Genomic DNA, 23199 nt, shown 5'->3' on the forward strand with positions numbered 1-23199 from the left:
AGAAAACTTTTGAAATCCATAATTACCTCCAAGTACAGCTCTTCTACATACAAGCTCAAGCCTTTAAGCAACCGTAATATCCAATTGTAACATTGTTTTTACATTCACGAGGAATACCTCTTTTTACTTTCGTCCTGTTACAACTTTAATAAGGTTAGTATACTACTATTTTTTAAAATTTTCCATCCAAATCATAAATGGTCATCAAAACATCTTGAATTGTTAAAAATAAAAAAAGCAAGCATGAAAAACATACTTGCCCTATGGAAACTTAACAATGTGAAAATACAAAATCGAAAACTATTCACCCTTACTTCCGTCTGTTCTCATAGATTCTCATGATTGCAACAAGGATAGCAGCTGTCCCACTTGCCAAAGCGATAAGGGTAATGATAATGTTGAGGATTTCAGGCGTCCTCCCTATTCTGTTGATAAGACGGAGTAGGGATATAACTGTCAGCTGAATCAGGAGTATTGATTCTACTCTTACCAATGAAGTCAGTTGATTTTCAACTGCATATAAAAATGATGGTAACATAACACAGACTATAGCAATCACAAACAGATTGCTCCCCGTTTCTTCTCCCTTGTTTACCACAGAAATCATGAGAAGGTTCGATGCTATAATCAACGTAGAACAGATGATAAAAAAGGATTTCTTATTCATATAGGATACCTCATATACTATGGCATTTTAATTGATGACTACAGGCAATACTTCTTTACACAAGTCTTCTAATCATCAACTGACATCGAGTGAACCGTTAAAACTTGACGAAAGATTTGATTTTGGCAGGTGGTATTTAGACTGGTATTGGGATGGCTTTCCACAATTTTCATGACGGTATAGAGACCAACTCCTCTCTCCTCCCCTTTAGAACTGGCTCCAAAGGAGAAAATCTCAGAAATATCTATGCCCTCTTCTTTAATGGAATTTTCAATGATAAAGGTCTCCTGTGCTCCATTTTTTAAAAAGGCGATTGAAACATGAGGTTGACTAGCCTCTGCACTGGCTTCAATAGCGTTGTCACAAAGGATAGACACAATGGTTAGAAAATCAAGTAGGCTCATCCCCTCAACCTGAATCTCCTCAGGAACTTCGACATTAAATACAATCTTCTTATCTCTAGCTTTTAGAAATTTCCCTGCTAGAAGACTTTTGAGGGCTTTATCACGAATATTCACCAATCGTCCAAGGTCATATTTATTGTCCTGCAATTTCTCACTGGAATCCTTTAAGACCGAGTCGTAGACCTCTTTTATCTGCTCCATATCCTCCTCTTCAATGCCCAGACGTAAGCTGGTCAAGAGGTTGCTATAATCATGCCGAAAACTCCGGACTTCCTTATAAAGCTCCTCTATATGCCGACTATAGCGTTCCATATCTCTGTAGCGCAAGGCCTGCTCTTGGTCCAATCTCTCATGGAGTTTTTCCTTCAAATAGGTATCCAATTTCTTGATAATCCCCATAAAAAAGACCAAGTAAAACACTAGGATCAGATGGCGCACAGTCTTTGATTGAATACCTTGTTCATATTCAAAGTAAGACAGAGTTTGTATCACCAAATAGTAGGCTCCCATTATCCAGTTAATCTTAGTCAGAGACTTTTGAAAAGCTTTATCTAGAATCTCCCTTCTCAAGTTAGTGAAATCATAGTTCAACCATTTCAAAAAGGCTAGGGAAATGAAGAAATTGAAAATTATTATACATAACCAAGCAAATGAGTAGTCATCATATACTTGCCCTTGTCCCAAAAATGGAAGCACAAAATAGGAGACCCCTCTATAAAAGAGATTCACCAATATCATTGGAAAGAGACCATAAAAGAAGAGGAGTTTTTTAGGAAGCCCTCTTAACAGTAAGAAAGACAAACCTATACCGTACAAGGGTTCCATAAAATAAAATAGGAAACTATCTCCTACCATATAGCCAATCATTAAAAAAACAAAGGCCAACAGTATCTTAAAAAGAAAGGCTTTAAAAATCCTCTCAAAAGTGAGACCAATTCCATCCACCTTAAAGAAAATGACAATTTCTAGTCCATGAGTAACAAGTGTATACAATAATATCCAAGCAATATTCATAAACTCTCCTAGCTCAATGCAAGTTATTGATAGCCTCAGACACTTCCCTGACCTTATAACGCGCGATTAGACAACTTCCACCATTGGGAAAGAAAAGGAGTTTTTCTTTCTTATCCAAACGAACCACATTTGCAGGATTGATGAGAAAAGAGCGGTGGCACTGCAAGAGACGAGGCTCCTGCTTGAAAACCTCCTCTAAACTCGCTGTAAATTCCAGCCTGTCCGTCTTGGTATAGAGAATAACACGATGGGCTCTGGGCGACGTTTCGAGATAGTAAACCTCTTTAAAAGGATACTGGAATTGGGCAAATTTTGATTTAAAATAAAAGCAATCTTCCGCCAGACTTTTACTGTCTTGACTATTGGCATAGAGAAGGGCTGTTTCGATACGAGATTCAAACTCCTCTGCCGACAAGGCCTTATCAATGTAGTCCAAAGCAGACACTTGGTAGCGAAAGGACAGGGGCATAAACTCCGAGTGAGTCGTCACAAAGACAATCAGGGCATAAGGATCCCGATCCCGAATCTTTCTAGCCACTTCTAGCCCCTTCATCTCCTCATTTCGAATCTCAATATCCAAAAAGAATAGCTGATGCGCCCCCTTCTCATGCACCTCTGCCAGCAGTTGGTCTGGCTTGCCAAAGACCTCAAAAGAGCTGGGAGTGATATGATGTTCTTTCAAAAGTTTCTCAATTGTCGTTTCAATTCTAGCTTGTTGGGAAAAATCATCTTCTAAAACAAATATTCTCATCTTCTTACTCTCCTTGTTTCAACCATTTTTGACGAATTTCTCTATAGCGACGTCTAGCATACTTGACAGCGTATTGACCTTCTTCTCCAAGAAAAAGGATTCTTTCTTGAAAATCAATCGATTTTACTTTATCAAGATTGACCAAACAATTTCGATGACACCTCATCAAGGTTTCTCCATATTGGTTCTCAAGATTACTTAAATTTTGAACCATATTAAAACTAGCCTCTTCTGTAACAATCTGTACGGTATGGGCTTTAGTTGGATGTGCTTGGATATAGTAGATATCGTCGACGTTTACTTTATAGACTGTTTTCTGTGTCTGAATAATCATATGTTTCATTGGATTCTCCTCCTAAGAAAAGAATAACAGAAAAGGTCTAACACAAGCCCACCCAATCCTAAACAGTCTTTGAAAACTCCTAAAAGGACTATTTTTCTACAACATCATGATGAGCTTACAACTATTTTATCATAAAATCTTAACAGTACCATTCAGGAAATTTCAAGGACAATTAAAGATTTGAAGGTGAAAAAGGAGATAAAAGTGATAAACTGACAGTATCAAAATACAATTGCTAGAAGTAAGACTGGCACCCAGATTAAAGGAGGAATTCTCATGACAGATGCAGACCCTATCAAAAGAGCTCAGACTTTGATTACTGACTTAAACAAAGCCTATCAAGCATGCAAACAGGCAACCGCTGACGACGTCCGCTTTCAGGAGCAATTAAACTCTATTCTTGGCTTTCTAGCCAAGGCTGAAACAGTGGATAATCGAGTCTTGATTGAACTGGAAAAATTTTACCAGACTTCCAGTCTTCTCATGGGACTCAGCGCTCTTGATCCAGATGCTCCAACTCGCGCCGCTTGGCGGGCCTATGACCGCTTCCACTTTGACCAAGTCAAGACCAAGTTGAGTCTCTACGGTCCAACCATTCTCTTGTAGAAAATAAAAGAAGCTGAGACAAACTGAACTCAACTTCTTTTTTAGTGTCATATAGACAATGTTAGTCCTGCATCTGACGTTTGACCTGATAAGGTAGGTACAAGACTAGTAAAACCAAACCAGCTCCCAGTAAGGCTAGAAGGGCTAGTTTTTCTTGGAAGGTAATCAACCCAACAACTAATTCCACTACTAAGACCAAACTGGTCAATCCTCTGACCACTGCCTGCAAGCCTTTTTCCTTTTGCCCCTTGTCAAGTGGAAAGAGTTGGGTCAAATACTGGTAGTCAAAGGCATGATAGAGGGCCAGTAACTGGAAGAGCAGGAGGTAGTTAAAGAGAACCACAACTGCTGTCGCAATCCAAGCTTGCTCGATAAAAACCTGCGCCAGCAAGGAAAGCAAGAGCAGACGGAGACTGAGGGCAAAGAGATCTCCATTTCGCAAATAAGAACGCAGATAGAGATTTTGCCAAATCTTCCCAGGCATCTTCTGAACAGTCTTTAGGATAAAGTCCAGATAGGCACGACGCTTGACGCTGTTTGAAATTCCCTTGACCTGCGTAAAGAGGGCAAAGAAACGAAGCAAGACTTGCTTACGCTTACTTTCTTGGGAAATAATATAGTCCCAGTCCAGTCCAGTTTCAGTAAAAAACTTGCTGGCCTTTTGACGAAAGAGGAAATATTTTCCTACCCCCAATAAAAGCACATAGACCAGAAAAACAGGTAAGCCATAACCCATGGCTAAAAATAAGGGCGCAAATAACAGCAAGAAAAGGGTCTGGACAAAGAGCCAAAAGGCTAGAGAAATGCCAGTTTGACGATTGAGGTGGAGCTTGATATCCTCTTCTCCAACCAAGAGAAAGAGCTTGTCAGGTGCCTCCATATAAGTGGCAATCCCACCCCAAAGCAAAAGCAAAACAGAGGTAATACCTACAAACAAAAGGATAGGCCAATGATTTTCAGGAAAATGTTGCAAGACTTGACTGTACTGGAAGGCTAGAAAGCCCAGCAGGACAAGCAGGAACAAGACAAAGTGGTCATTGAGAACATAGCGCAGATAACCGACACACTCCTTACGAAAAGCCTGCTTTCTCTTTAAAAACAAGTCTTTCATAGCTCCTCCTCTTTGGTCAGAGCCAAGTAAATATCATTCAAACTAGCCTCAGGCATATCAAAGGCTTCGCGCAGTTGCAGGAGATTTCCCTTGGCACGCACCTCTCCCTTGTGGAGAATGACAAAGGCATCACACATCTTCTCCGCCGAATCCAGCACGTGGGTACTCATGAGAATGGACTTACCCTTTTGCTTTTCCACTTCCAAAAGCTGAATCAAGTCCGCAATAGCCAGCGGATCAAGACCAAGGAAAGGCTCATCCACGATGAAAAGACTCGGATCCACCACAAAAGCACAGATAATCATGACTTTCTGCTTCATCCCTTTTGAAAAATGAACAGGGAACCAGTCTAATTTCTGGTCCAGACGGAACATTTTTAGCAAAGGCTCCACTCTCCCAAAAGCCACTTTCTGCTCAATACCATAAGCCATAGCAACCGTTTCGATATGCTCTCTGAGGGTCAATTCCTCATACAAACTAGGCGTCTCAGGAATGTAGCCAATTTGCTTGCGGTAGTTAGTCGCATCTTTTTGCAAAGTCAAACCATTGATATTGATCGAACCGCTATAAGGTGTCAATAGACCAATAATCTCATTAATAGTCGTCGATTTTCCAGCACCATTGAGACCAATCAGACCGACCAACTGCCCACTTTCAACAGTAAAAGACACATCTTTCAAGACAGGGACATGAACATAGCCACCTGTCAGGTTTTTTATTTCTAACATATTTTCTCCAAATCTGGTATAATGTAGCTATATTATATCAAAATTCAATACAGTAGAGGTAGATTTTATGTCAGATTGCATTTTTTGTAAAATCATCGCAGGGGAAATTCCTGCTTCAAAAGTATATGAAGATGAGCAGGTTCTTGCCTTTCTTGATATCTCTCAAGTGACACCTGGACACACCTTGGTCGTACCAAAAGAACACTATCGCAATCTTTTGGAAATGGATGCTACTAGCGCCAGCCAACTCTTTGCCCAAGTACCAAAAGTAGCTCAAAAAGTCATGAAAGCTACCAAGGCTGCTGGCATGAATATCATTGCCAACTGTGAAGAAATCGCAGGGCAAACCGTTTTTCATACCCACGTTCACCTCGTGCCTCGCTACAGTGCGGACGATGACCTCAAGATTGATTTTATCGCCCACGAACCAGACTTTGACAAACTTGCTCAAGTCGCTGAAACCATCAAAAATGCCTAAGGAGTTGCCATGAAATTATCCAACCTACTGCTATTTGCAGGAGCTGCAGCCGGAAGTTATCTAGTCACAAAAAATCGCCAAACCATCACCGATGAAGTCTTGAATACCACTGACCGCGTTCAAGCTATCAAGGACGATGTAGATATTATCCAAAACAGCCTACAAATCATTGACCAGCAAAAAGAACTCATCAAAGAATACCAAGAAGACCTGACTTACAAGTTTAAGGTCTTGGAAAAGGATATCCAGACTAGACTAGCTGTGATCAAAGAAACACAGGAAATCGAAGATAAGTAAAAAGAGCTATCAACTTTCCTTTAATCCATTTTAGGTTGTCATATCCAAACAAAAAGAGGAATGAATTGGAAGGATCAGGAAAGTCTAAAAAAGGGAATTGCTTTCTATGAAAAAGCCTTGACTTTAGTGGATATTCAGGATAACTCTGCAATCAACCATATTGATACCGTTACTATTAAGCCTGGTAAAGAAGCGGAAATCAAGCAACTCATCCAAGATATGGATGCAGCTGGCTTGCTCAAGCAAAAGTATAAATAATAGGCTAACTGGAAAATGATTTTTCGACGCTAAATCTTCAAAGACAAGACAAAAAGAGCTCGACGGCTCTTTTTGTTTATTCTCCTTCAAAGGCATCTTTAATATGGTCAAAGAAGCCTTTTTTCTTTGGATTGACTTTTAAATCACCAGCAGCTGCGAATTCTTTAAGCGCTGCTTTTTGGCGTTCGTTCAAGCCTGTCGGTGTTACGACATTAACGGTAACGTATTGGTCACCAACTGCACCGCCACGGAGGCTCGGTGCTCCCTTGCCACGTAGGCGGAATTTCTTACCAGTCTGAGTTCCCTCTGGGATAACCAATTCAACATCACCGTGAACAGTTGGGATATCTACTGTGTCACCAAGAGCTGCTTGGACAAAGTTGAGGTTGAGACTGTAGAAGATAGTCGTTCCTTCACGTTCAAACTTATCGCTGGCTTCCACAGAAACTACTACATACAAGTCACCGTATGGTCCACCGTTAAAGCCTGCTTCACCCTGACCAGCTAGGCGAATTTGTTGACCAGTTTCCACACCAGCAGGGATTTTCACATGTACGCTATGAGCTTGTTTTTCATGACCTGTTCCGTGACAAGTTGTACATGGATCTTTGATTTCTTTTCCGCGACCATGACAGACATCACAGGTTACTTGGCGACGCATCATACCAAGCGGAGTCTGCGTATCGACGTTAATAACACCAGCGCCATGACAGCGTCCACAAGTGACTGGACTTGTTCCTGGCTTAGCACCTGAGCCATTACATGTACTACAGCTTGCTTCACGATTGTACTTAACCTCTTTTTCAGCTCCAAAAATAGCTTCTTCAAAGGTCAAATTCACACGGTATTGGAGGTCATCCCCCTGACGAGGAGCATTTGGATTGCGTGAAGCACCGCCTCCGCCGAAGAAACTTGAGAAGATATCTTCAAAACCACCGAAGCCTCCTGCCCCATCGAAACCGCCGAAACCACCAGCTCCACCAAAACCACCGTTGGCTCCAGCAGCACCGTATTGGTCATAGGCAGCCCGTTTTTGGTCGTCACTCAAAGTCTCATAGGCTTCCTGAACTTCCTTGTATTTTTCCTCAGCACCAGGCTCCTTGTTGATATCTGGGTGGTATTTCTTTGAAAGCTTACGATAAGCCTTTTTGATCTCGTCTGCCGAAGCGTTTTTTGACACCCCCAGACGATCATAAAATTCAGTATTGTTCATACAAGATACCAAGACCGTAAAATTCGACTGAAAAATAGGAAATCTGACGCTGGAGCGATGCTCCTAGACAGATTTATCTTTTTTCCGAGAATTTAGGTCGGGTTCAATTCCTTTCTTTTATATTGAGTAAGAAATTTGGGAACCCGTGTTCAGTTACGAACACTCTTTGTTCCTTTCTATAATTTTCATGTAAATCTTTAGAGGCTGTTTTCTATACTCTGCTTCACTTGATTAAACTCTTCATCTGATAGAGTAAATATCAAATCCTCTTCAGCATACTCGTTCTGTTCTTTAAAATAATTGTCCGTATTCTCTGCCAACCCTAAACCGAAAATCACTTTTCTTGCAAACTCTTGATGTGCAAAACCGATAGCCGTAATGATTTGTTTATCTTGGACAAGAACTTTCGGTTGGAAATTCTCACGTGGAAGAAATTCAAAATAGTCAAAGAAGTTTTGCCAAATTCCACCTGTAAATTTCGTGTCGTTCAACAAGCCTGCTTTCGCCAATAAAAGGGGCGCTGAAGAAATGGCTGCAATTAGGATATCTTGCTCATTAAGACTTCTCAAAAACGAGATCAATTTCTCATCTTGTAGAGTAGGACCTATATTTACCATTCCTGGCAAAATCACACAAGAATAATCTTCTATACGGATCTGATCCAATGTTTTCGTCGGTTGACAGGACAAACCATCCTCAGAGACCACCATCGAATTCTCAGAAGCTACATAATCAATCGTGATATAAAAAGACAGAGCTAAAGTACTTGTTAAAGTGGTTATCTCATAAAGAGAAAAATTAGGATAAATGACACAAAGTACTTTTTTCATACGCAACATCCTCTATTTTATCGAAAAACAGAGGCTGGGTTGCAACCTCTGGATTTCTTCCTATCATTAAGACGTTCAAGTTTTAAAAATCAAACTAGTAATGCTAAATCGAGCACGCCCTAACCTCTTGGTGAAAAAGACAAATCTTCCTAGAAACTAAAGTTTCTGCGTCAGATTTCCTATTTTCACTGTGAGGTTTTAACGGGCTTTGCATCTTACTTTTCAGTAAACTCTCCGTCTACGACGTCATCGCCTGCGTTTCCTGTTGCTTGTGCGCCTTCTGCTCCTGCTTGAGCTTGTTGGGCTGCTGCGGCTTGTTCATAGAGTTTAACAGCAAGTCCTTGAGCTTTTTCGTTCAATGCTTCAAGTTTTGCTTTCATTTCGTCCAAGTTGTTGTCTTCTTGCGCTTTCTTAAGGTCATCAAGGGCAGCTTGGGCAGCGTCACGTTCTGCGTCGAAACCTTTTCCTTCAGTTTCCTTGATAGTCTTTTCAGTCGCAAAGATTGCTTGGTCTACTTCGTTACGAAGGTCAACTTCTTCTTTACGTTTCTTATCTGCTTCAGCGTTTGCTTCTGCATCTTTCATCATGCGGTCGATTTCTTCGTCAGTCAAACCTGAGTTTGATTGGATCACAATAGTTTGTTCTTTTTGAGTTCCAAGATCTTTAGCCTTAACAGACACGATACCGTTCTTGTCGATATCAAATGTTACTTCGATTTGAGGAATTCCACGAGGTGCAGCTGGGATATCAGTCAATTGGAAACGTCCAAGAGTCTTGTTATCTGCTGCCATTGGGCGTTCACCTTGAAGAACATGGATATCAACGGCTGGTTGGTTGTCTGCTGCAGTTGAGAAGACTTGTGATTTAGATGTTGGAATTGTTGTGTTACGGTCGATGAGTTTTGTGAAGACACCACCCATTGTTTCGATACCAAGTGACAATGGTGTTACATCAAGAAGGACAACGTCTTTGACATCACCAGTAATCACACCACCTTGGATAGCCGCACCCATAGCAACTACTTCATCAGGGTTTACTGATTTGTTTGGTTCTTTACCAGTTTCAGCTTTAACAGCTTCAACAACGGCAGGGATACGAGTTGAACCACCAACAAGGATAACTTCGTCGATTTCTGACAAGCTCAAACCTGCATCTGAAAGGGCTTGACGAACTGGAACTTTTGTACGTTCTACAAGGTCACGAGTCAAATCGTCAAATTTAGCACGAGTCAAAGTCATTTCCAAGTGAAGAGGTCCAGCCTCACCTGCAGTGATAAATGGCAAGCTGATTTGAGTTGAAGTTACACCAGAAAGGTCTTTCTTCGCTTTTTCAGCTGCATCTTTCAAACGTTGCATTGCCATCTTGTCAGTAGACAAGTCAATACCGTTTTCTTTTTTGAATTCTGCTACCAAGTGGTCAATGATTTTTTGGTCAAAGTCGTCACCACCAAGTTTGTTGTCCCCTGCAGTTGACAATACGTCGAAGACACCGTCACCCAATTCAAGGATAGAAACGTCGAATGTACCACCACCAAGGTCAAATACCAAGATTTTTTCTTCTTTATCAGTCTTGTCCAAACCGTAAGCAAGAGCTGCTGCTGTTGGTTCGTTGACGATACGTTCTACTTCAAGACCAGCGATTTTACCAGCGTCTTTAGTTGCTTGACGTTGAGCATCGTTGAAGTAAGCTGGAACTGTGATAACTGCTTTCGTTACTTTTTCGCCAAGGTAGTCTTCAGCATAACCTTTCAAGTATTGAAGAATCATAGCTGAGATTTCTTGTGGAGTGTATTCTTTTCCGTTAGCAGAAACTTTTTCAGAAGTTCCCATTTTAGATTTGATAGAGATGACTGTATCTGGGTTTGTAACTGCTTGACGTTTCGCAGCATCACCAACGATGATTTCTCCGTTTTTGAATGAAACTACAGATGGAGTTGTACGGTTTCCTTCTGGGTTTGCGATGATTTTGCTTTCAGTTCCTTCAAGAACTGCTACTGCTGAGTTTGTTGTACCTAAGTCAATACCGATAATTTTAGACATGTGTTTTTCTCCTTGTTAGTTAATTTTCTATTTTTGATATTTCCCTTAAGTGGTGGGGACGTGAGCAACTCCCTTCGGGATTTCATCACTTATTTTTGAGCCTATTGTCTCAAAAATCCCCCTGTTTCAGTAGCTTTTGCTACTGAAACTTTCACCACGGTGGGAAATATCTTCCTTGCAAGCCTCCGGCTTGCCTCTTAATCTTTCTTCATAGTTTATTGTCGTTTCGGACAAGTTTTCTATTATATATGTTGCAACCGTCAGAATTGCCTAGTTGTAGACAACCACCATTGCTGGGCGTAGGATGCGGTCATGGAGTTTGTAGCCTTTTTGGAAAACTTGGGCGATGGTATCTGCTGGGTGTTCATCGTCTGCTGGGAGAGTTTGGATGGCCATATGGTAGTTATGGTCAAATTCACCGTCAGCTGTGATTTCTTCGATTCCTTCTTCTTTCAAAGCGTGAATCAAGCTTTCTTGCACCATTTCCAATCCTTTTTTGACATCATCTGTCAAACCTTCAACTGCGAGTGCACGCTCAAGGTTGTCCAAAGAAGGGAGAATCGCTTTTGCCAAATCCTGGCTACGATAGCGTTGCAAGTTTTGACGCTCTTCATTGGCACGACGTTGGATATTTTGCATTTCTGCATGAGCGCGAAGGTATTTATTTTCGAACTCATCCGCACGTTCATTTGCCAAGTCCAATTCAGACTTCTCAGGAGTTGTTTCTTCAGCTGTTTCTACAACTTCCTCTTCTTGGACTTCTTCTACTTCTTCATTTTTTATATCTTGGGCCATTTTCGCCTCCTTTAATGATTTCAATCTTAATGTACTTCGTAATGATTACTGCTGAGGTAGCGGTAAAAATCAGTCAACTTCATGGTCAAAACACGATTGACTACATTGACTTGGTTGATTAGTTGCTGATAATCCAGATTAACCGGACCGATAATGGCTAGAATTCCAACTCCCCGATAAGGAATGAGGAACTTGCTACTAATCACCGCTAGATCTGCTAAACAGGATTCCTGACTGTCCGCAACACGGACATTTTGCATCTGATCTTCATGCAGACCCTCACGAATCTCCAGAGCCACCTTTTGCGGCTGATCAAAGAACTGATAAGCTGCTAGATTGGCAAAATTCAAGAGATTAACCTTGCCCGCCACCACAATGTTTTCGTTGAACATTTCCTTAAAGATATGTTCAAAGAGATCAATCACATTATCCGTCGTTGTAAAGTAACGCTGGATAATCTGCGGAATCTCCGTCCGAATCTTGTAGTGAATATCTAGAACGGTGTGGCCGAGGAAACGTTCCTGAATGATGTTCTTCAGTTTCAGCAAATCCTCCTGCAAGAAATTCCTTGGAATCAGAAACTGACTGGTAACCGTTCGCGACTCGTCTAGGGTAAATACTGCCAAGGCTGTATGTTGCCCCAAAACAACGATATCAAAGGCTGTCAAACGTTGCCTGCTGGGCTCAACATCCAGTGCTACTACCGTACAGCCACTCAAGTCTGTCAGTAGGTTAGCAGCTTCTTGCAGAATATCCTCCAATTTGAAGAATTCCTGATCAAAGGCTTTGACAATCTCATAAACCTCATTTTCAGCTAGTCGGTCAAAATCCAGTGAGTGTTTTACATAGTACTGAAAACCAGCAACACTTGGCATCCGACCACTTGAAGTATGAGCCTTCTCAAGCAACCCTTGCTTTTCTAAAGCCGCCATATCATTACGAATGGTTGCACTGCTAGAGTTAATAGACTCTTGCAAGGCTTTGGATCCGACAGGTTCGTGCGTTTTGGTAAAGATGTCAATAATCAGATTTAGAATATCCTGCTGACGTTCTGTAACCATCTCATCACTCCTCTCTGTCTGATTGATTAGCACTCGACACACTCAAGTGCTAACTTATGATTCTATTATACACCCTTAGAAGAGAATGTCAAGACAAAAACTCAAAAAATTAGCACTCTTTTACCAAGAGTGCTAAAAATCAGTCTGAAGACCTAGAGCTTTACCTTCCATCTACTCGGTATTTCTTTTTAAGTCTGAAAAAACCATGGATTAGATAAGAAATCATTAAAGCATATAAAAGAAAAATAACGAAGAAAGACATAGAAAGTTCTTCTTTAAATAAACTTATACAAACAACCAAACCACCTAAGAAAGTAGCTGCACATGAACGAAGTCTATATCGCATGACTTCCCATCTGCTCTCCTTAGCCATATAGACTTGATCCTCTGGAAGTAAATCAGAAGACGATTTACGAAGAATTGAACAAAAACCTGCTTCTATTAATTCCCAACCTCTATCTCTAAAATCTTGTAGTTCATGCTTATATTTTTTAAGAAATCTAGAATCATAGATACAATAGATGACATCATCTGGTTGACATTGGTCAAAATAGAAAAAACCAAAACGACTAGTTCTATACTTCCAACCTTTCAAATGCATCTCATGTAAATATTCTTCTTCCTTGTCCAAATCAACAATGGTGAAAATCCGAAATTGCTTTTTATTTATCATGACTTCCCCTCCAATTTTGAGCATACCTACCCTATCATAAATCTGATAATTCCTTCTTTTTATGCCATAACTTCCAGCTAATATAGGCAACTATTAACAAAAGGATTAAAGACAAGAAAATATCTAGCCCGACCGCAAGTAAACTCCATAGACCATACGCATTACTTTTATTGAGCAACTTAAGTAAGAATGGTATATGTATGGCTAGCAAAAGTAAAACAGGTACTAATCGCAGTCTTAAAATGCGATTAACCATAGCTAACTTCCCGGCCGCGTCATTATAAATTTCAAACTCTGCATCCGATTCAATTTCAGAATGTACTTTTCTAAAATAGGAAAAACTATTAAAGTCTGTAATATGCTCCCAGCCACAGTCTTTAAACAGTTGTAAATAGGAAGCTCTCTCTGATTTTTCCATTGGGTAAAAGTCCAACTGATAAGACACTTGCTCAGGGTGACACTTTTCAAAGGTATACTTAACTGCAAACAATAAGATAGAATAGCTTACTTTCCTAAGTTTCCAGCCCTTAGCATGCATTTCTCTAAAGTATAGAGCCTCCCTCTCATAATCCGCAATTGTAAAAATTCGATAAACAATTTTCTTTTCCATCATCCTTCCTCCCGACTGTTTCTATAGAGCCGTTCAATACGCTTCAATTCAATATCTAAGACTTTGCGTCCCAAGTCTGTAATCTGATAGATTTTCCGTTTTTCCTCTTCGCGGACAAAGGAAATCAAACCATCCTTTTCCATCTTTGACAAGGTTCCATACATAGTTCCAGGACTAATCGAAACTTGCAAATCTGTCATCTCCTTGACCTTTTGCGTAATACTGTACCCATGACCTTCCTTTTGCAGACAGAACAAGATATAAAAACCCGTTTCCGTCATCGGAAGATAAACTCGACGAATCTTATCCGTTAATTCCATTTATAACCACCTCCTATTCAGTTCGATATATCGCACCTCGTTATATAAAATATATCACATCTCGATATAAAACACAAGAAAAAAGACCACCCTCAGGCAATCTTTCTTCTATATTAGTAAAGATCTAAATAGTTATCAATTTCCCATTGTGAAACGAAGGTTGCATAACTTGCCCATTCGATTCGTTTGGCTTCAAGGAAACTAGTATAGATATGTTCTCCAAGAGCTGCTCTGACAACTTCATCTTCAGTCAGAGCTTTCAAAGCGTTGTGAAGAGTTGATGGAAGGTCTGTAATACCAGCTTCCTTGCGCTCTTCTGCTGTCATGATGTAGATATTTTCTTCGATAGGAGCTGGTGCTTCGATTTTATTTTCAATACCATGCAAACCAACTTCCAAAAGAACTGCCATAGCGATGTACGGATTAGCCATTGGATCCACTGAACGCAACTCAAGACGAGTCCCCATACCACGTGAAGCAGGCACGCGCACAAGTGGCGAACGGTTACGACCAGCCCAAGCAATGTAAACCGGCGCTTCATAACCTGGAACCAAACGTTTGTATGAGTTAACTGTTGGGTTCATAATGGCAGTATAGTTGTAGGCATGCTTAATCAAACCGCCAAGGAAATGGTAGGCAGTTTCTGACAACTGCATTCCTTTTGGATCATTTGGATCAAAGAAGGCATTGTTTCCTTCTGCATCAAACAAGGACATATTACAGTGCATACCTGATCCAGCAATACCAAATTTTGGTTTGGCCATAAAGGTTGCGTAAAGACCATGTTTGCGAGCAATGGTTTTAACAACAAGTTTAAAGATTTGAATCTTATCACAAGCACGGAGAACTTCATCGTACTTAAAGTCAATCTCGTGTTGTCCAACAGCAACTTCGTGGTGACTGGCTTCTACTTCAAATCCCATTTTGGTTAAGACATTGACAATCTCACGACGTGTGTTGTCCGCAAGGTCAGTAGGCGCCAAATCAAAGTAGCCACCCTTGTCATTCACTTCAAGTGTTGGATCTCCATTTTCATCCAGCTTAAATAGGAAGAATTCTGGCTCTGGTCCAAGGTTGAAGGATTTGAATCCCACTTCTTCCATGTGACGAAGAGCACGTTTCAAATTGCCACGAGGGTCTCCTGCAAATGGTTCACCTTCTGTTGTATAGACATCACAGATCAAACCTGCAACACTTCCATTTTCATCTCCCCAAGGGAAGACTGTCCATGTATCCAAGTCTGGGTACAAGTACATATCCGACTCATTGATACGTACAAAACCTTCAATAGAAGATCCATCAAACATAGCCTTATTTGACAAGACTTTATCTAACTGTTCATCTGTAGCAGGAATTTCGACGTTTTTCATGGTTCCCAAAATATCTGAGAACATGAGACGGATAAAGGTAACATTTTTTTCCTTGACTTCACGACGAATATCTGCAGCTGTGATTGGCATGAGTTTTCTCCTTAATGTATGACTACTTGCGGTTGCCTAACCGCGACCAAAAGGTGACCGTACTGAAGCAAAGCGACCCTGTTGGAGGAGTTCATTGTGAAGTGCACGACGCACTTCAGTCTGACTAACCGCTTTCTTGGATTTCGCTTCACGTTCAGCATATTTTTTCTTAATGGCAGCTATATTATAACCTTCAGAGATATAATCTTTGATTTCAAGCAGACGATCCATGTCATTCAAGGAATACATGCGACGGTTCCCTTCGTTTCGATCAGGTTTAATCAACTCTTGATCTTCATAATAACGAATCTGACGCGCCGATAGATCGGTCAACTTCATAACACTGCCGATAGGAAAAACAGCCATATTTCGGCGAAATTCTTTTTCCTTCATTTACAATTTCCTTCTTTCTGTCTATTATAGTCTAAAAAAAGATAAACGTCAATTGATAATGTTATAAAATGTAACATTATTTTTCTTTTTTCTCTAAAAAGAGCCGAATACGATCAATATCGTAATTTACGAGAATTGCGACAAAAACTCCCATGAAAGTTTCTGATACACGCGCAAATACGTACAAAATCGTTTCACCACTCGGAATCGATAGGGTAATGATTAACATAGCTGCTACACCACCAATAACCCCTGCTTTGTTATTCATGGCTACATTTGTCATAATGGTTAACATGGTACAGATTGGAACAACTACCAAGGTCACCCAAAAGGCTTCGTGGAAAAAGGTATTTAATAAGAAGAAGACCAAGGCATAGAGGCCACCGATACTATTTCCAAGAATACGCGAAGTCCCAAAATGAACACTCTTATCAAAACTCTCCCTCAGGCTAAAAACAGCTGTCAAAGCACCGATTTGAAGACCTTTCCAACCAAAAAAGCCAAAAATCAAGAGAACTAGAAAAACAGCAATACCTGTTTTAAAGGTTCGCATACCAAGTTTGAACTGGGATTTATCGAATTTATATTTTTTAAAATAACTCATAATCTCAACTTTCTATTTCCATTTTATCATAAATTAGGTGATTTTATGAGCAATAGTTGAGAGGAAGCGTTTTTATTTCGAGTAAAAGAAAAGAGGAATTTTCATCCCTCTCTTCTTTGATTTATTTATGAAATCTTATTTTTCTGTCAAGGCTGCAAGTCCTGGAAGAACTTTACCTTCAAGAAGTTCCATTGATGCTCCACCACCAGTAGAGATCCATGAGAACTTGTCTGCACGTCCAAGGTTGATTGCTGCGGCAGCTGAGTCACCACCACCGATGATTGATTTAACGCCTGGTTGTTTCACGATAGCGTCCATCACACCAATTGTACCAGCTTGGAAGTCTGGGTTTTCAAATACACCCATAGGTCCGTTCCATACAACTGTTTTGGCACCAGTCAAAGCTTCATCAAATTTAGCGATAGATTTTGGACCGATGTCAAGACCAAGGAAGCCTTCAGAAACTGCTTCACCTTCAGTGTCACGCACTTCAGTATAGCCAGCAAATGCGTTAGCTTCTTTTGAGTCAACTGGCAAGATCAATTTACCGTTTGCTTTTTCAAGAAGAGCTTTGGCAACATCCAATTTGTCTTCTTCTACAAGTGAGTTACCGATTTCGATACCTTGTGCTTTGTAGAATGTGTAAGTCATACCACCACCGATAAGAACTTTATCAGCTTTTTCAAGCAAGTTTTCGATAACACCGATCTTATCTGAAACTTTTGAACCACCAAGAATCGCTACGAATGGACGTTCTGGAGTTTCAACTGCTTCTTGGATGTAGGCAATTTCGTTTTCAAGAAGGAAACCAGCAACTGCTTTTTCAACGTTTGCTGAGATACCAACGTTAGATGCGTGTGCACGGTGAGCTGTACCGAATGCATCGTTTACGAAGATACCATCTCCAAGTGATGCCCAGTATTTACCAAGTTCAGGATCGTTTTTAGATTCTTTTTTGCCGTCAACATCTTCGTAACGAGTGTTTTCAACCAAAAGAACTTGTCCATCTTCAAGAGCGTTGATAGCTGCTTCCAATTCAGCACCACGAGTTACACCTGGGAAAACAACATCTTGACCAAGTTTTGCTGCCAAGTCTGCTGCTACAGGAGCAAGTGATTTACCAGCTTTATCAGCTTCTTCTTTCACACGTCCAAGGTGAGAGAAAAGAATTGCACGTCCACCTTGTTCGATGATGTACTTAATAGTTGGAAGAGCTGCTGTGATACGGTTGTCGTTAGTGATTACGCCATCTTTCAATGGTACATTGAAATCAACACGAACGAGGACTTTTTTACCTTTCAAGTCAACGTCTTTAACAGTAAGTTTTGCCATGTTACAAAAACCCCTTTATTTATTTTATTCGAAACTATTATATCACACTTTGGAAATATAAGGAAAGATTTCACAAGATTTTTCGATATTTAATCTTCATCTTCTTTTTTCTGTTTCAAGGTCAAGGCTAAACTAGCAAGACCAAGGCTGGCCAATCCTGCTATTAGGGCTTCATTGGCATCAGCAGTTCCTGTATTTGGCAATTGGGTTCCTGCTTCTTCTGATTTAACTGCTGTATTTTGGACTGGTTTTTCTTGTGTAGGCGCTACTGCTGGTTCAGTTTTTACTTTTGTTCCAATTTCAACAATTTCTGGAATCGCTTCTTGAATGACTTCTGTTGAACGAAGGCGACGCTGACCGTTCTCATCAACTTCAAAGACATGTCTTAATAGACCATCTCGTCCCTGTATGATGACTCGTTGTTCCCCAACTAGCATATCAGCATTTTCATGCTCTTGACGATCAAAGGCAACCTTTTCCTCTTGAACTTCCAATTTAGGAGCCTTTTGTTGATCAGAAGCCGGTTGATTAGTAGGTTTTGGAAGATCTGTGTTTTGTGGTGCTGGATTGGCAGGAATGAGACCAGTACCTACTTCTACGATTTCAGGGCTTGCTTCTTTCAAAACTTCTGTAGCGCGAAGCGTACGATTGCCTTGGCTATCTACTTCAATCAAGCGGCGAATTTGTCCCTCAACCCCTGCTTGGACAAGTTGACGTTGACCGACTGTAAGATTTGGATTTGGACGTTCTTGGTGTTCGAAGGCGATACTTGTCTCTTCGACTTCTAATTTCGGAGTATCCACAACCAAATTCTTGACACCTTCAGCTGGTTCCTTGCTTGAAATAACTTTTTCTACTGGTTTAGCAGGTTGTGGTTTTTCAGCAGATTCATAAACAAAGGCATAATGAGTAAAGTGTGGTGCTGTAAAGATGACATGACTATCCGTTTGTTCAAAAGCCAATTCTACTGCTGCTTTTCCTTCAGGTAAGAAGAAGACTTTCTTCACTTTCTTATCTTTTTCAATTGGAATTTTCACAATAGAAGCGTAAGAGAGATCAACGTCTTGACCTTTTTCATCTAGACCTTCTATTTCAAAGACATGAGCATCTTCTCCAGCAAAGTATTTCTTCTCTTCAGCACTTGCTTGAACACGCTCTACTTTCAAGCCCTTGATGATAGTCTTCTCTTTATTTGAGAAGTGTACTTCAACACCTGTTTTACTATCAGAAAAGACTGCTGGTTTGTCTTCTTTCAATAGGGCAACCAGATCTTTTAGACTCTGTTTCGCTGTTGCAAGCTCTTCTGGACTCAAATCTACTTTTTCAACCAAGGCCTTGTTCTTTTCAAGAAGTGGAGCTAGGGCAGAACCTGAAGGATGGTTTGGTTTGGCAGCTAAGAGTTCTTGAGCCTCACCTGTTAAGCGATCAAGTTCTGTCTTATCTTCCGTAAATTTCTCTTGACCATTCAGAGCTTTATGAGCTTCTGTCAATTTATTAAGTCGGTCATTGACTTGATCTTGGGTGCTAGTTTCATGGTCTTTCAACACTTGTTCCGCCGCTTCAATTGCTTTCAAGAAGGCTTCTTTTACTTCTGGTGAAGCAAAGTTATAGACCACCTTGTTCTTAGCCGCTTCAACTTCTGCTAATTTTTGTTTAAGGTACTCATCGTTCAATGCTGCTTTTGGAGATACCAAAACATCAAAGTTGACTTTATGACCTTGGTAACGAAGAGTCAAGGTTTGACGGCCAGTCTTTTGAGCATCGTAACCAGAAATTTCAACTCCCTCATCAGTAAAGGAATGTTCTTCCATGGTGTCATTGCTATAAGCCACTGCAAAGCGTCCTTCAGACAAGTCTAAGCTATCACCAACTAGGTAATCTTTTTTGGGTTCCTGACTTACTTCAATTCCCAAAATAGTTTTCGGACTTGCTTCATCTTGACTAGTAACAGTCACTGATAAATTAGCATGTACCGGTTGCCCCAAATATTGTAAAGTAAGATTTTGTTCTCCCTTATGATGCGTATCAAAACCTGATACTGATACACCCGCGTGAGTTAGGCGAATAAGTTCGTCCTCAGCTCCACCTTCATACTGAACTCGAAGAACACCACCTCTAAGGTCTAAATCCTCCCCTTCGGCGTAGCTTGTTTTCTTAGGTCCTGTTTCTAGGCTGACTGACTTGATTCTTCTGTCATCTTTTGGAACGGAAACTGCTAGGACATTACTAATTTCCTTACCTGGCAACTGGGTACGATAGTAAAGTAGGCCAGATTGATTTGTCAAATCCAATGGTGCACTTGCTAGGTCTCCTCCAACTTCACTCTTCAAGGTTGCAAGCGGAGTTTGAGAATTTGGATTGTCATAAACGGTAATGGTAGCTCCAGCTGGAACATCTGCAAAGCCAACTTGTACCTTGTTATTACCTAAAGTACGAGCTGCAGCCTTGGCCATCGGAATATTGACGCTTTCTGTATCAAGCTTTTCATACATTTTCCAGTTATAGATACGAATAGCCTTCCATGGAGTTCCATTGTCAGAAGTAACGACATTCAAACGCCAATCTTGAGCTGTGATAGGTTTGTCAAGGGTAATATCTGTAACATGGGCTTTATTGCCACGAACTTCCTTAGCCAACTTCCATTGACCATCCGCATCTTTATAATAGAGGTCAAAGTCTTTGGTGTTCATCAAACCGTCGTTTACAGATTCTCCACCAGCTCCAGCATGGTCCATCACCCATCTAACAACTGTACGTGGCTGGGTCAAACGAATATCCACACTACCACTTAACTGTCCAGAAGACCACTTGTCTGAAAGACTGGTAATGGTACCATTCAACATACCTTCAATACCTTCTCCACCTTCAGTCTTAGGGAAAGTACTATCAATAACTGTTGCACCTGGAACGATATTTTCAGCTAGTGGTTTTGGTAGGCTGGTATCTTTTACAGTCATGCCCCAATCAAAGGTTGTGGTTGCAGCTTCTGAACGAACCCCATTTTTACCGACTGCTACAACCTTCAGTTCTTGAGTTGTACCCTGAGCACTTGCTGAACGGCTAACTTTTGGTAGATAAATCGTTGTAGAAGATGAACCAGTTAGTAATTTCCAGCTGTCTCCATCTTTTTCGTAAACTTCATAGAAATCTGCATCCTTGTTGCCTTTAAATTGCACAACTGCTTCCGCTTCTTGGGCATTTTTAAGGACTTGTTTGGCTACAGCTACTGTGGTTGGTGCCTGTGGAGCATCTTGATTATTGCTGATGGTCAATTGCCCCAGGTTAAATTGATAACCTTTTAAATCTTTATCATTTTCAAAATAGAGTTTAATACCGTAAATTGTTTTACCTGCCAAGGCACTCAAATCAAAATCATCGGTAGTCCAGTTATCTGAAACTGTCAATTCTTTACGGGCAGCTTCATCACCGTAGGTATAATCTTTCTTGGTTGCAAATTCTACATAAACCTTGCTCCCTTTGCCTCCTTTGTGGGCAACATGTAATTTGGTTGTATCTGTCACCTTCAAGCGAGTAGAGTACAAATTAACATCTTGCTTGGTCGCACCTGAAAGATCCCCTGCAAATTTGAGAGAAGTTCCACCATTATAAGCATCTTCAAAATCATAGCTTGCTTTCAACTTATCGCCAGTTGATTTTTGCCACCAGCGCCATGTTGGAAGAACACCTGAAACTGAACGGTAATTCCACTCAGAATCCTTAGAAACCTTACCATCTACGAACCATTTTCTACCATGACCTGTATTAAAAGAAGTAGTAAAAGTATTACCTACTGCTGGCGTACGGTCCGCAACTAGGTTAGCAATCCCATACCAATCTTTATCACCTGGTTTTTGGCCAGTAGGATCACCTTGATAACCTGTAAAGAAGATATCTTCATTCTTATGGTAATCTTCACCAGTTTTTCCTAAACTTGTAATGGTATCTGGGGCGAACAAACCAAGAGAAAGGCGCAATTTCCCATTTTCATCTAAAATGTCATTCCATTTGACCTTGGTCTTGTAGGAACCACCCTGTTGCAATTCCAAACCTGCAAATACGTCATAAGGATTACGGCCAATCCAGTTGGCAGTTGTAATAGTGTAATCATTCTTAGCCTTATCCCAGTTAAAGTTAGCAAAGAAGTTATCTGCTGGAACCTTATCTCCTTCTGGTTGCATGAATTGGTAGTTGTATTCTCCCAAACCATCTTGGTGGTAACGTCCATAGTTATAAGTCATGGCATCGTACCAAGAATACTTGATTGGATGGTTTACCTTAGCAGCATATTCCTTGGTATAGAGCATAAACTGGCGCATCTTTTCTCCAAGAGGTTCAACCAAATCTCCAGTTGTTTCCTGGTTGATGAAATAGCCATCATAGCCATAATACTTGGCCATATCTACCAATTTACGGGCAATTGGGAAGCTACCATCTGCGTCTTGCTTCAAAGCTTCAGCGAATTTTTCTTGATCTGCAATACTATTAGACCAGTTAAAGAAGAGTGTACCATATACAGGAACCCCGTTACGGTGACCTGCATCAATAACGTCAGGAGTTGGAACAAGACCTTCCCAGAAGACCATTGAATCTAGATATTGCCAATAGTCAAAAGCATAGGCCTTGAACTCTTCTCCACCAACAGAAGCATGGTCTTTTGCTTTAGAATTGGTGTTGGATAGAGCTTGAACTTTTGCTTCCTTGCTAGCTTTTTCATTGACTAAATGACCTGTCCGACGTGAAGCGAGGGCGACAGACCCGCGGTTAATAGCATCATCTTCACGAGCACCTGGTTCCCATTTTAACAATTCTTCCCAAGAATTAAATTTGATTTCCTTTGGTTTTAATGTTTTTTCTGTATTTTTAGGGACATCTGGCTGGACTTCTTTTTCAGTCTTATTAGCTTCTGCTGCTGGCTTAGACTCATCTCCTTGGCTAGTTGCTTCAGGCTTTGCTTCCGTTTCCTTGTCAGACTTAGGTTTTGCTTCTGCAGATGGTGTTTCTGCAACCACCTCACTTGCTTTTTCCTCTGGTTTAGCTGCGCTAGCTGCTTCTGCAGTTTCAGTAGTTGCAGCTTCATTGCTTGCTGGCGAAGCAGTTTCAGATGCTGTCGCTACTCCTTCTGCCTTTTCTGGCTTGTTTTCTCTAGCCTGTTCTCCTTCATGCTGCTTGTCAGCTTCATTAGTTGGATACTCACTCTCTCCTGAAACAAGCT

Annotated in this window: 22 protein-coding genes and 1 pseudogene; 4 read left to right on the forward strand and 19 right to left on the reverse strand. The window is 40.7% G+C overall.

What is annotated here, in order from left to right; translation table 11 throughout:
* Positions 1-310: 310 nt before the first annotated feature.
* From ACLNCV_RS04270 to ACLNCV_RS04285, 4 genes are all read right to left on the reverse strand, one after another.
* A complete protein-coding gene (locus tag ACLNCV_RS04270; protein ID WP_424844899.1) occupies positions 311-667 on the reverse strand; it encodes a hypothetical protein in 357 nt (118 codons plus the stop codon).
* 68 nt (positions 668-735) lie between these two features.
* Entirely contained in the window at positions 736-2085 is a 1350-nt protein-coding gene (locus tag ACLNCV_RS04275) for a sensor histidine kinase (RefSeq protein WP_424844900.1), read from the reverse strand.
* A 13-nt stretch (positions 2086-2098) separates the two neighbouring features.
* Positions 2099-2836, reverse strand: coding sequence for a response regulator transcription factor (locus ACLNCV_RS04280; RefSeq protein WP_424844901.1), 738 nt, complete (start codon positions 2834-2836; stop codon positions 2099-2101).
* A 4-nt stretch (positions 2837-2840) separates the two neighbouring features.
* Positions 2841-3179: a LytTR family DNA-binding domain-containing protein gene (locus ACLNCV_RS04285; RefSeq protein ID WP_084861871.1), complete on the reverse strand. Its 339-nt coding sequence runs from the start codon at positions 3177-3179 to the stop codon at positions 2841-2843.
* 276 nt (positions 3180-3455) lie between these two features.
* Between ACLNCV_RS04285 and ACLNCV_RS04290 the strand changes: the two genes are divergently transcribed.
* Positions 3456-3785 carry a helicase BlpT gene (locus ACLNCV_RS04290; RefSeq protein ID WP_265465348.1) on the forward strand — a complete coding sequence of 110 codons (330 nt, stop codon included), beginning with the start codon at positions 3456-3458 and terminating at the stop codon, positions 3783-3785.
* A gap of 61 nt (positions 3786-3846) precedes the next feature.
* Here the strand turns inward: ACLNCV_RS04290 and ACLNCV_RS04295 are convergent, their stop codons facing one another.
* Complete coding sequence (locus ACLNCV_RS04295) at positions 3847-4896, reverse strand: ABC transporter permease (RefSeq protein WP_424844902.1); 1050 nt, start codon at positions 4894-4896, stop codon at positions 3847-3849.
* On the reverse strand, positions 4893-5624 hold the full coding sequence (locus ACLNCV_RS04300) for an ABC transporter ATP-binding protein (protein ID WP_261016007.1): 732 nt from the start codon (positions 5622-5624) through the stop codon (positions 4893-4895). The genes ACLNCV_RS04295 and ACLNCV_RS04300 overlap by 4 nt, the downstream gene beginning before the upstream one ends.
* 67 nt (positions 5625-5691) lie before the next feature.
* Between ACLNCV_RS04300 and ACLNCV_RS04305 the strand changes: the two genes are divergently transcribed.
* The 3 genes and pseudogenes from ACLNCV_RS04305 to ACLNCV_RS04315 form a co-directional block, all read left to right on the forward strand.
* Positions 5692-6102 carry an HIT family protein gene (locus ACLNCV_RS04305; RefSeq protein WP_001278317.1) on the forward strand — a complete coding sequence of 137 codons (411 nt, stop codon included), beginning with the start codon at positions 5692-5694 and terminating at the stop codon, positions 6100-6102.
* Between the two features lie 9 nt (positions 6103-6111).
* Positions 6112-6399 (forward strand): hypothetical protein, encoded by a 288-nt coding sequence (locus ACLNCV_RS04310; RefSeq protein ID WP_000777754.1) that lies wholly within the window; start codon positions 6112-6114, stop codon positions 6397-6399.
* Positions 6400-6459: 60 nt separating this feature from the next.
* A pseudogene (locus ACLNCV_RS04315) lies at positions 6460-6657 on the forward strand (hypothetical protein); the annotation flags it as partial.
* A 76-nt stretch (positions 6658-6733) separates the two neighbouring features.
* On the opposite strand, the gene dnaJ reads toward ACLNCV_RS04315, so the two are convergent.
* The 13 genes from dnaJ to ACLNCV_RS04380 form a co-directional block, all read right to left on the reverse strand.
* On the reverse strand, positions 6734-7870 hold the full coding sequence (gene dnaJ / locus ACLNCV_RS04320) for a molecular chaperone DnaJ (RefSeq protein ID WP_060627133.1): 1137 nt from the start codon (positions 7868-7870) through the stop codon (positions 6734-6736).
* 197 nt (positions 7871-8067) lie between these two features.
* Positions 8068-8700 (reverse strand): DJ-1/PfpI family protein, encoded by a 633-nt coding sequence (locus ACLNCV_RS04325; protein ID WP_261077223.1) that lies wholly within the window; start codon positions 8698-8700, stop codon positions 8068-8070.
* Positions 8701-8915: 215 nt separating this feature from the next.
* Positions 8916-10739, reverse strand: coding sequence for a molecular chaperone DnaK (dnaK, locus tag ACLNCV_RS04330; protein ID WP_000034667.1), 1824 nt, complete (start codon positions 10737-10739; stop codon positions 8916-8918).
* A 270-nt stretch (positions 10740-11009) separates the two neighbouring features.
* Positions 11010-11534: a nucleotide exchange factor GrpE gene (gene grpE / locus ACLNCV_RS04335; RefSeq protein WP_024057255.1), complete on the reverse strand. Its 525-nt coding sequence runs from the start codon at positions 11532-11534 to the stop codon at positions 11010-11012.
* 26 nt (positions 11535-11560) lie between these two features.
* Positions 11561-12595: a heat-inducible transcriptional repressor HrcA gene (hrcA, locus tag ACLNCV_RS04340; RefSeq protein ID WP_000255756.1), complete on the reverse strand. Its 1035-nt coding sequence runs from the start codon at positions 12593-12595 to the stop codon at positions 11561-11563.
* A gap of 160 nt (positions 12596-12755) precedes the next feature.
* Entirely contained in the window at positions 12756-13268 is a 513-nt protein-coding gene (locus ACLNCV_RS04345) for a DUF2812 domain-containing protein (RefSeq protein WP_261126057.1), read from the reverse strand.
* Between the two features lie 34 nt (positions 13269-13302).
* Positions 13303-13878 (reverse strand): DUF2812 domain-containing protein, encoded by a 576-nt coding sequence (locus ACLNCV_RS04350; RefSeq protein ID WP_060806109.1) that lies wholly within the window; start codon positions 13876-13878, stop codon positions 13303-13305.
* Positions 13878-14198, reverse strand: a complete 321-nt coding sequence (locus ACLNCV_RS04355; protein WP_031233152.1) for a PadR family transcriptional regulator — start codon at positions 14196-14198, stop codon at positions 13878-13880. The genes ACLNCV_RS04350 and ACLNCV_RS04355 overlap by 1 nt, the downstream gene beginning before the upstream one ends.
* 113 nt (positions 14199-14311) lie before the next feature.
* The gene (glnA, locus tag ACLNCV_RS04360; protein ID WP_001122886.1) at positions 14312-15658 is read right to left on the reverse strand and encodes a type I glutamate--ammonia ligase; all 1347 of its coding nucleotides are present in this window, start codon (positions 15656-15658) and stop codon (positions 14312-14314) included.
* A 36-nt stretch (positions 15659-15694) separates the two neighbouring features.
* Entirely contained in the window at positions 15695-16051 is a 357-nt protein-coding gene (gene glnR / locus ACLNCV_RS04365; protein WP_000659548.1) for a transcriptional repressor GlnR, read from the reverse strand.
* Positions 16052-16127: 76 nt separating this feature from the next.
* Positions 16128-16655, reverse strand: a complete 528-nt coding sequence (locus tag ACLNCV_RS04370) for an FUSC family protein (protein WP_000119915.1) — start codon at positions 16653-16655, stop codon at positions 16128-16130.
* Between the two features lie 135 nt (positions 16656-16790).
* A complete protein-coding gene (locus tag ACLNCV_RS04375) occupies positions 16791-17987 on the reverse strand; it encodes a phosphoglycerate kinase (RefSeq protein WP_001096743.1) in 1197 nt (398 codons plus the stop codon).
* Positions 17988-18076: 89 nt separating this feature from the next.
* A complete protein-coding gene (locus tag ACLNCV_RS04380; RefSeq protein ID WP_424844924.1) occupies positions 18077-22996 on the reverse strand; it encodes an endo-beta-N-acetylglucosaminidase in 4920 nt (1639 codons plus the stop codon).
* Positions 22997-23199 lie beyond the last annotated feature (203 nt).

Source organism: Streptococcus sp. CL5.50 (assembly GCF_049738015.1).
Lineage (GTDB): Bacteria > Bacillota > Bacilli > Lactobacillales > Streptococcaceae > Streptococcus > Streptococcus mitis_CA.

Bases quoted from the DNA above. Each gene is read 5' to 3' on its own strand.
- ACLNCV_RS04355 (WP_031233152.1), bottom strand. From the start codon at position 14,198: ATGGAATTAACGGATAAGATTCGTCGAGTTTATCTTCCGATGACGGAA.
- dnaJ (WP_060627133.1), bottom strand. From the start codon at position 7,870: ATGAACAATACTGAATTTTATGATCGTCTGGGGGTGTCAAAAAACGCT.
- ACLNCV_RS04325 (WP_261077223.1), bottom strand. From the start codon at position 8,700: ATGAAAAAAGTACTTTGTGTCATTTATCCTAATTTTTCTCTTTATGAG.
- ACLNCV_RS04370 (WP_000119915.1), bottom strand. From the start codon at position 16,655: ATGAGTTATTTTAAAAAATATAAATTCGATAAATCCCAGTTCAAACTT.
- ACLNCV_RS04270 (WP_424844899.1), bottom strand. From the start codon at position 667: ATGAATAAGAAATCCTTTTTTATCATCTGTTCTACGTTGATTATAGCA.
- ACLNCV_RS04285 (WP_084861871.1), bottom strand. From the start codon at position 3,179: ATGAAACATATGATTATTCAGACACAGAAAACAGTCTATAAAGTAAAC.
- ACLNCV_RS04350 (WP_060806109.1), bottom strand. From the start codon at position 13,878: ATGGAAAAGAAAATTGTTTATCGAATTTTTACAATTGCGGATTATGAG.
- glnR (WP_000659548.1), bottom strand. From the start codon at position 16,051: ATGAAGGAAAAAGAATTTCGCCGAAATATGGCTGTTTTTCCTATCGGC.
- ACLNCV_RS04345 (WP_261126057.1), bottom strand. From the start codon at position 13,268: ATGATAAATAAAAAGCAATTTCGGATTTTCACCATTGTTGATTTGGAC.
- ACLNCV_RS04310 (WP_000777754.1), top strand. From the start codon at position 6,112: ATGAAATTATCCAACCTACTGCTATTTGCAGGAGCTGCAGCCGGAAGT.
- hrcA (WP_000255756.1), bottom strand. From the start codon at position 12,595: ATGGTTACAGAACGTCAGCAGGATATTCTAAATCTGATTATTGACATC.
- dnaK (WP_000034667.1), bottom strand. From the start codon at position 10,739: ATGTCTAAAATTATCGGTATTGACTTAGGTACAACAAACTCAGCAGTA.
- ACLNCV_RS04305 (WP_001278317.1), top strand. From the start codon at position 5,692: ATGTCAGATTGCATTTTTTGTAAAATCATCGCAGGGGAAATTCCTGCT.
- grpE (WP_024057255.1), bottom strand. From the start codon at position 11,534: ATGGCCCAAGATATAAAAAATGAAGAAGTAGAAGAAGTCCAAGAAGAG.
- glnA (WP_001122886.1), bottom strand. From the start codon at position 15,658: ATGCCAATCACAGCTGCAGATATTCGTCGTGAAGTCAAGGAAAAAAAT.
- ACLNCV_RS04375 (WP_001096743.1), bottom strand. From the start codon at position 17,987: ATGGCAAAACTTACTGTTAAAGACGTTGACTTGAAAGGTAAAAAAGTC.
- ACLNCV_RS04290 (WP_265465348.1), top strand. From the start codon at position 3,456: ATGACAGATGCAGACCCTATCAAAAGAGCTCAGACTTTGATTACTGAC.
- ACLNCV_RS04275 (WP_424844900.1), bottom strand. From the start codon at position 2,085: ATGAATATTGCTTGGATATTATTGTATACACTTGTTACTCATGGACTA.
- ACLNCV_RS04300 (WP_261016007.1), bottom strand. From the start codon at position 5,624: ATGTTAGAAATAAAAAACCTGACAGGTGGCTATGTTCATGTCCCTGTC.
- ACLNCV_RS04295 (WP_424844902.1), bottom strand. From the start codon at position 4,896: ATGAAAGACTTGTTTTTAAAGAGAAAGCAGGCTTTTCGTAAGGAGTGT.
- ACLNCV_RS04280 (WP_424844901.1), bottom strand. From the start codon at position 2,836: ATGAGAATATTTGTTTTAGAAGATGATTTTTCCCAACAAGCTAGAATT.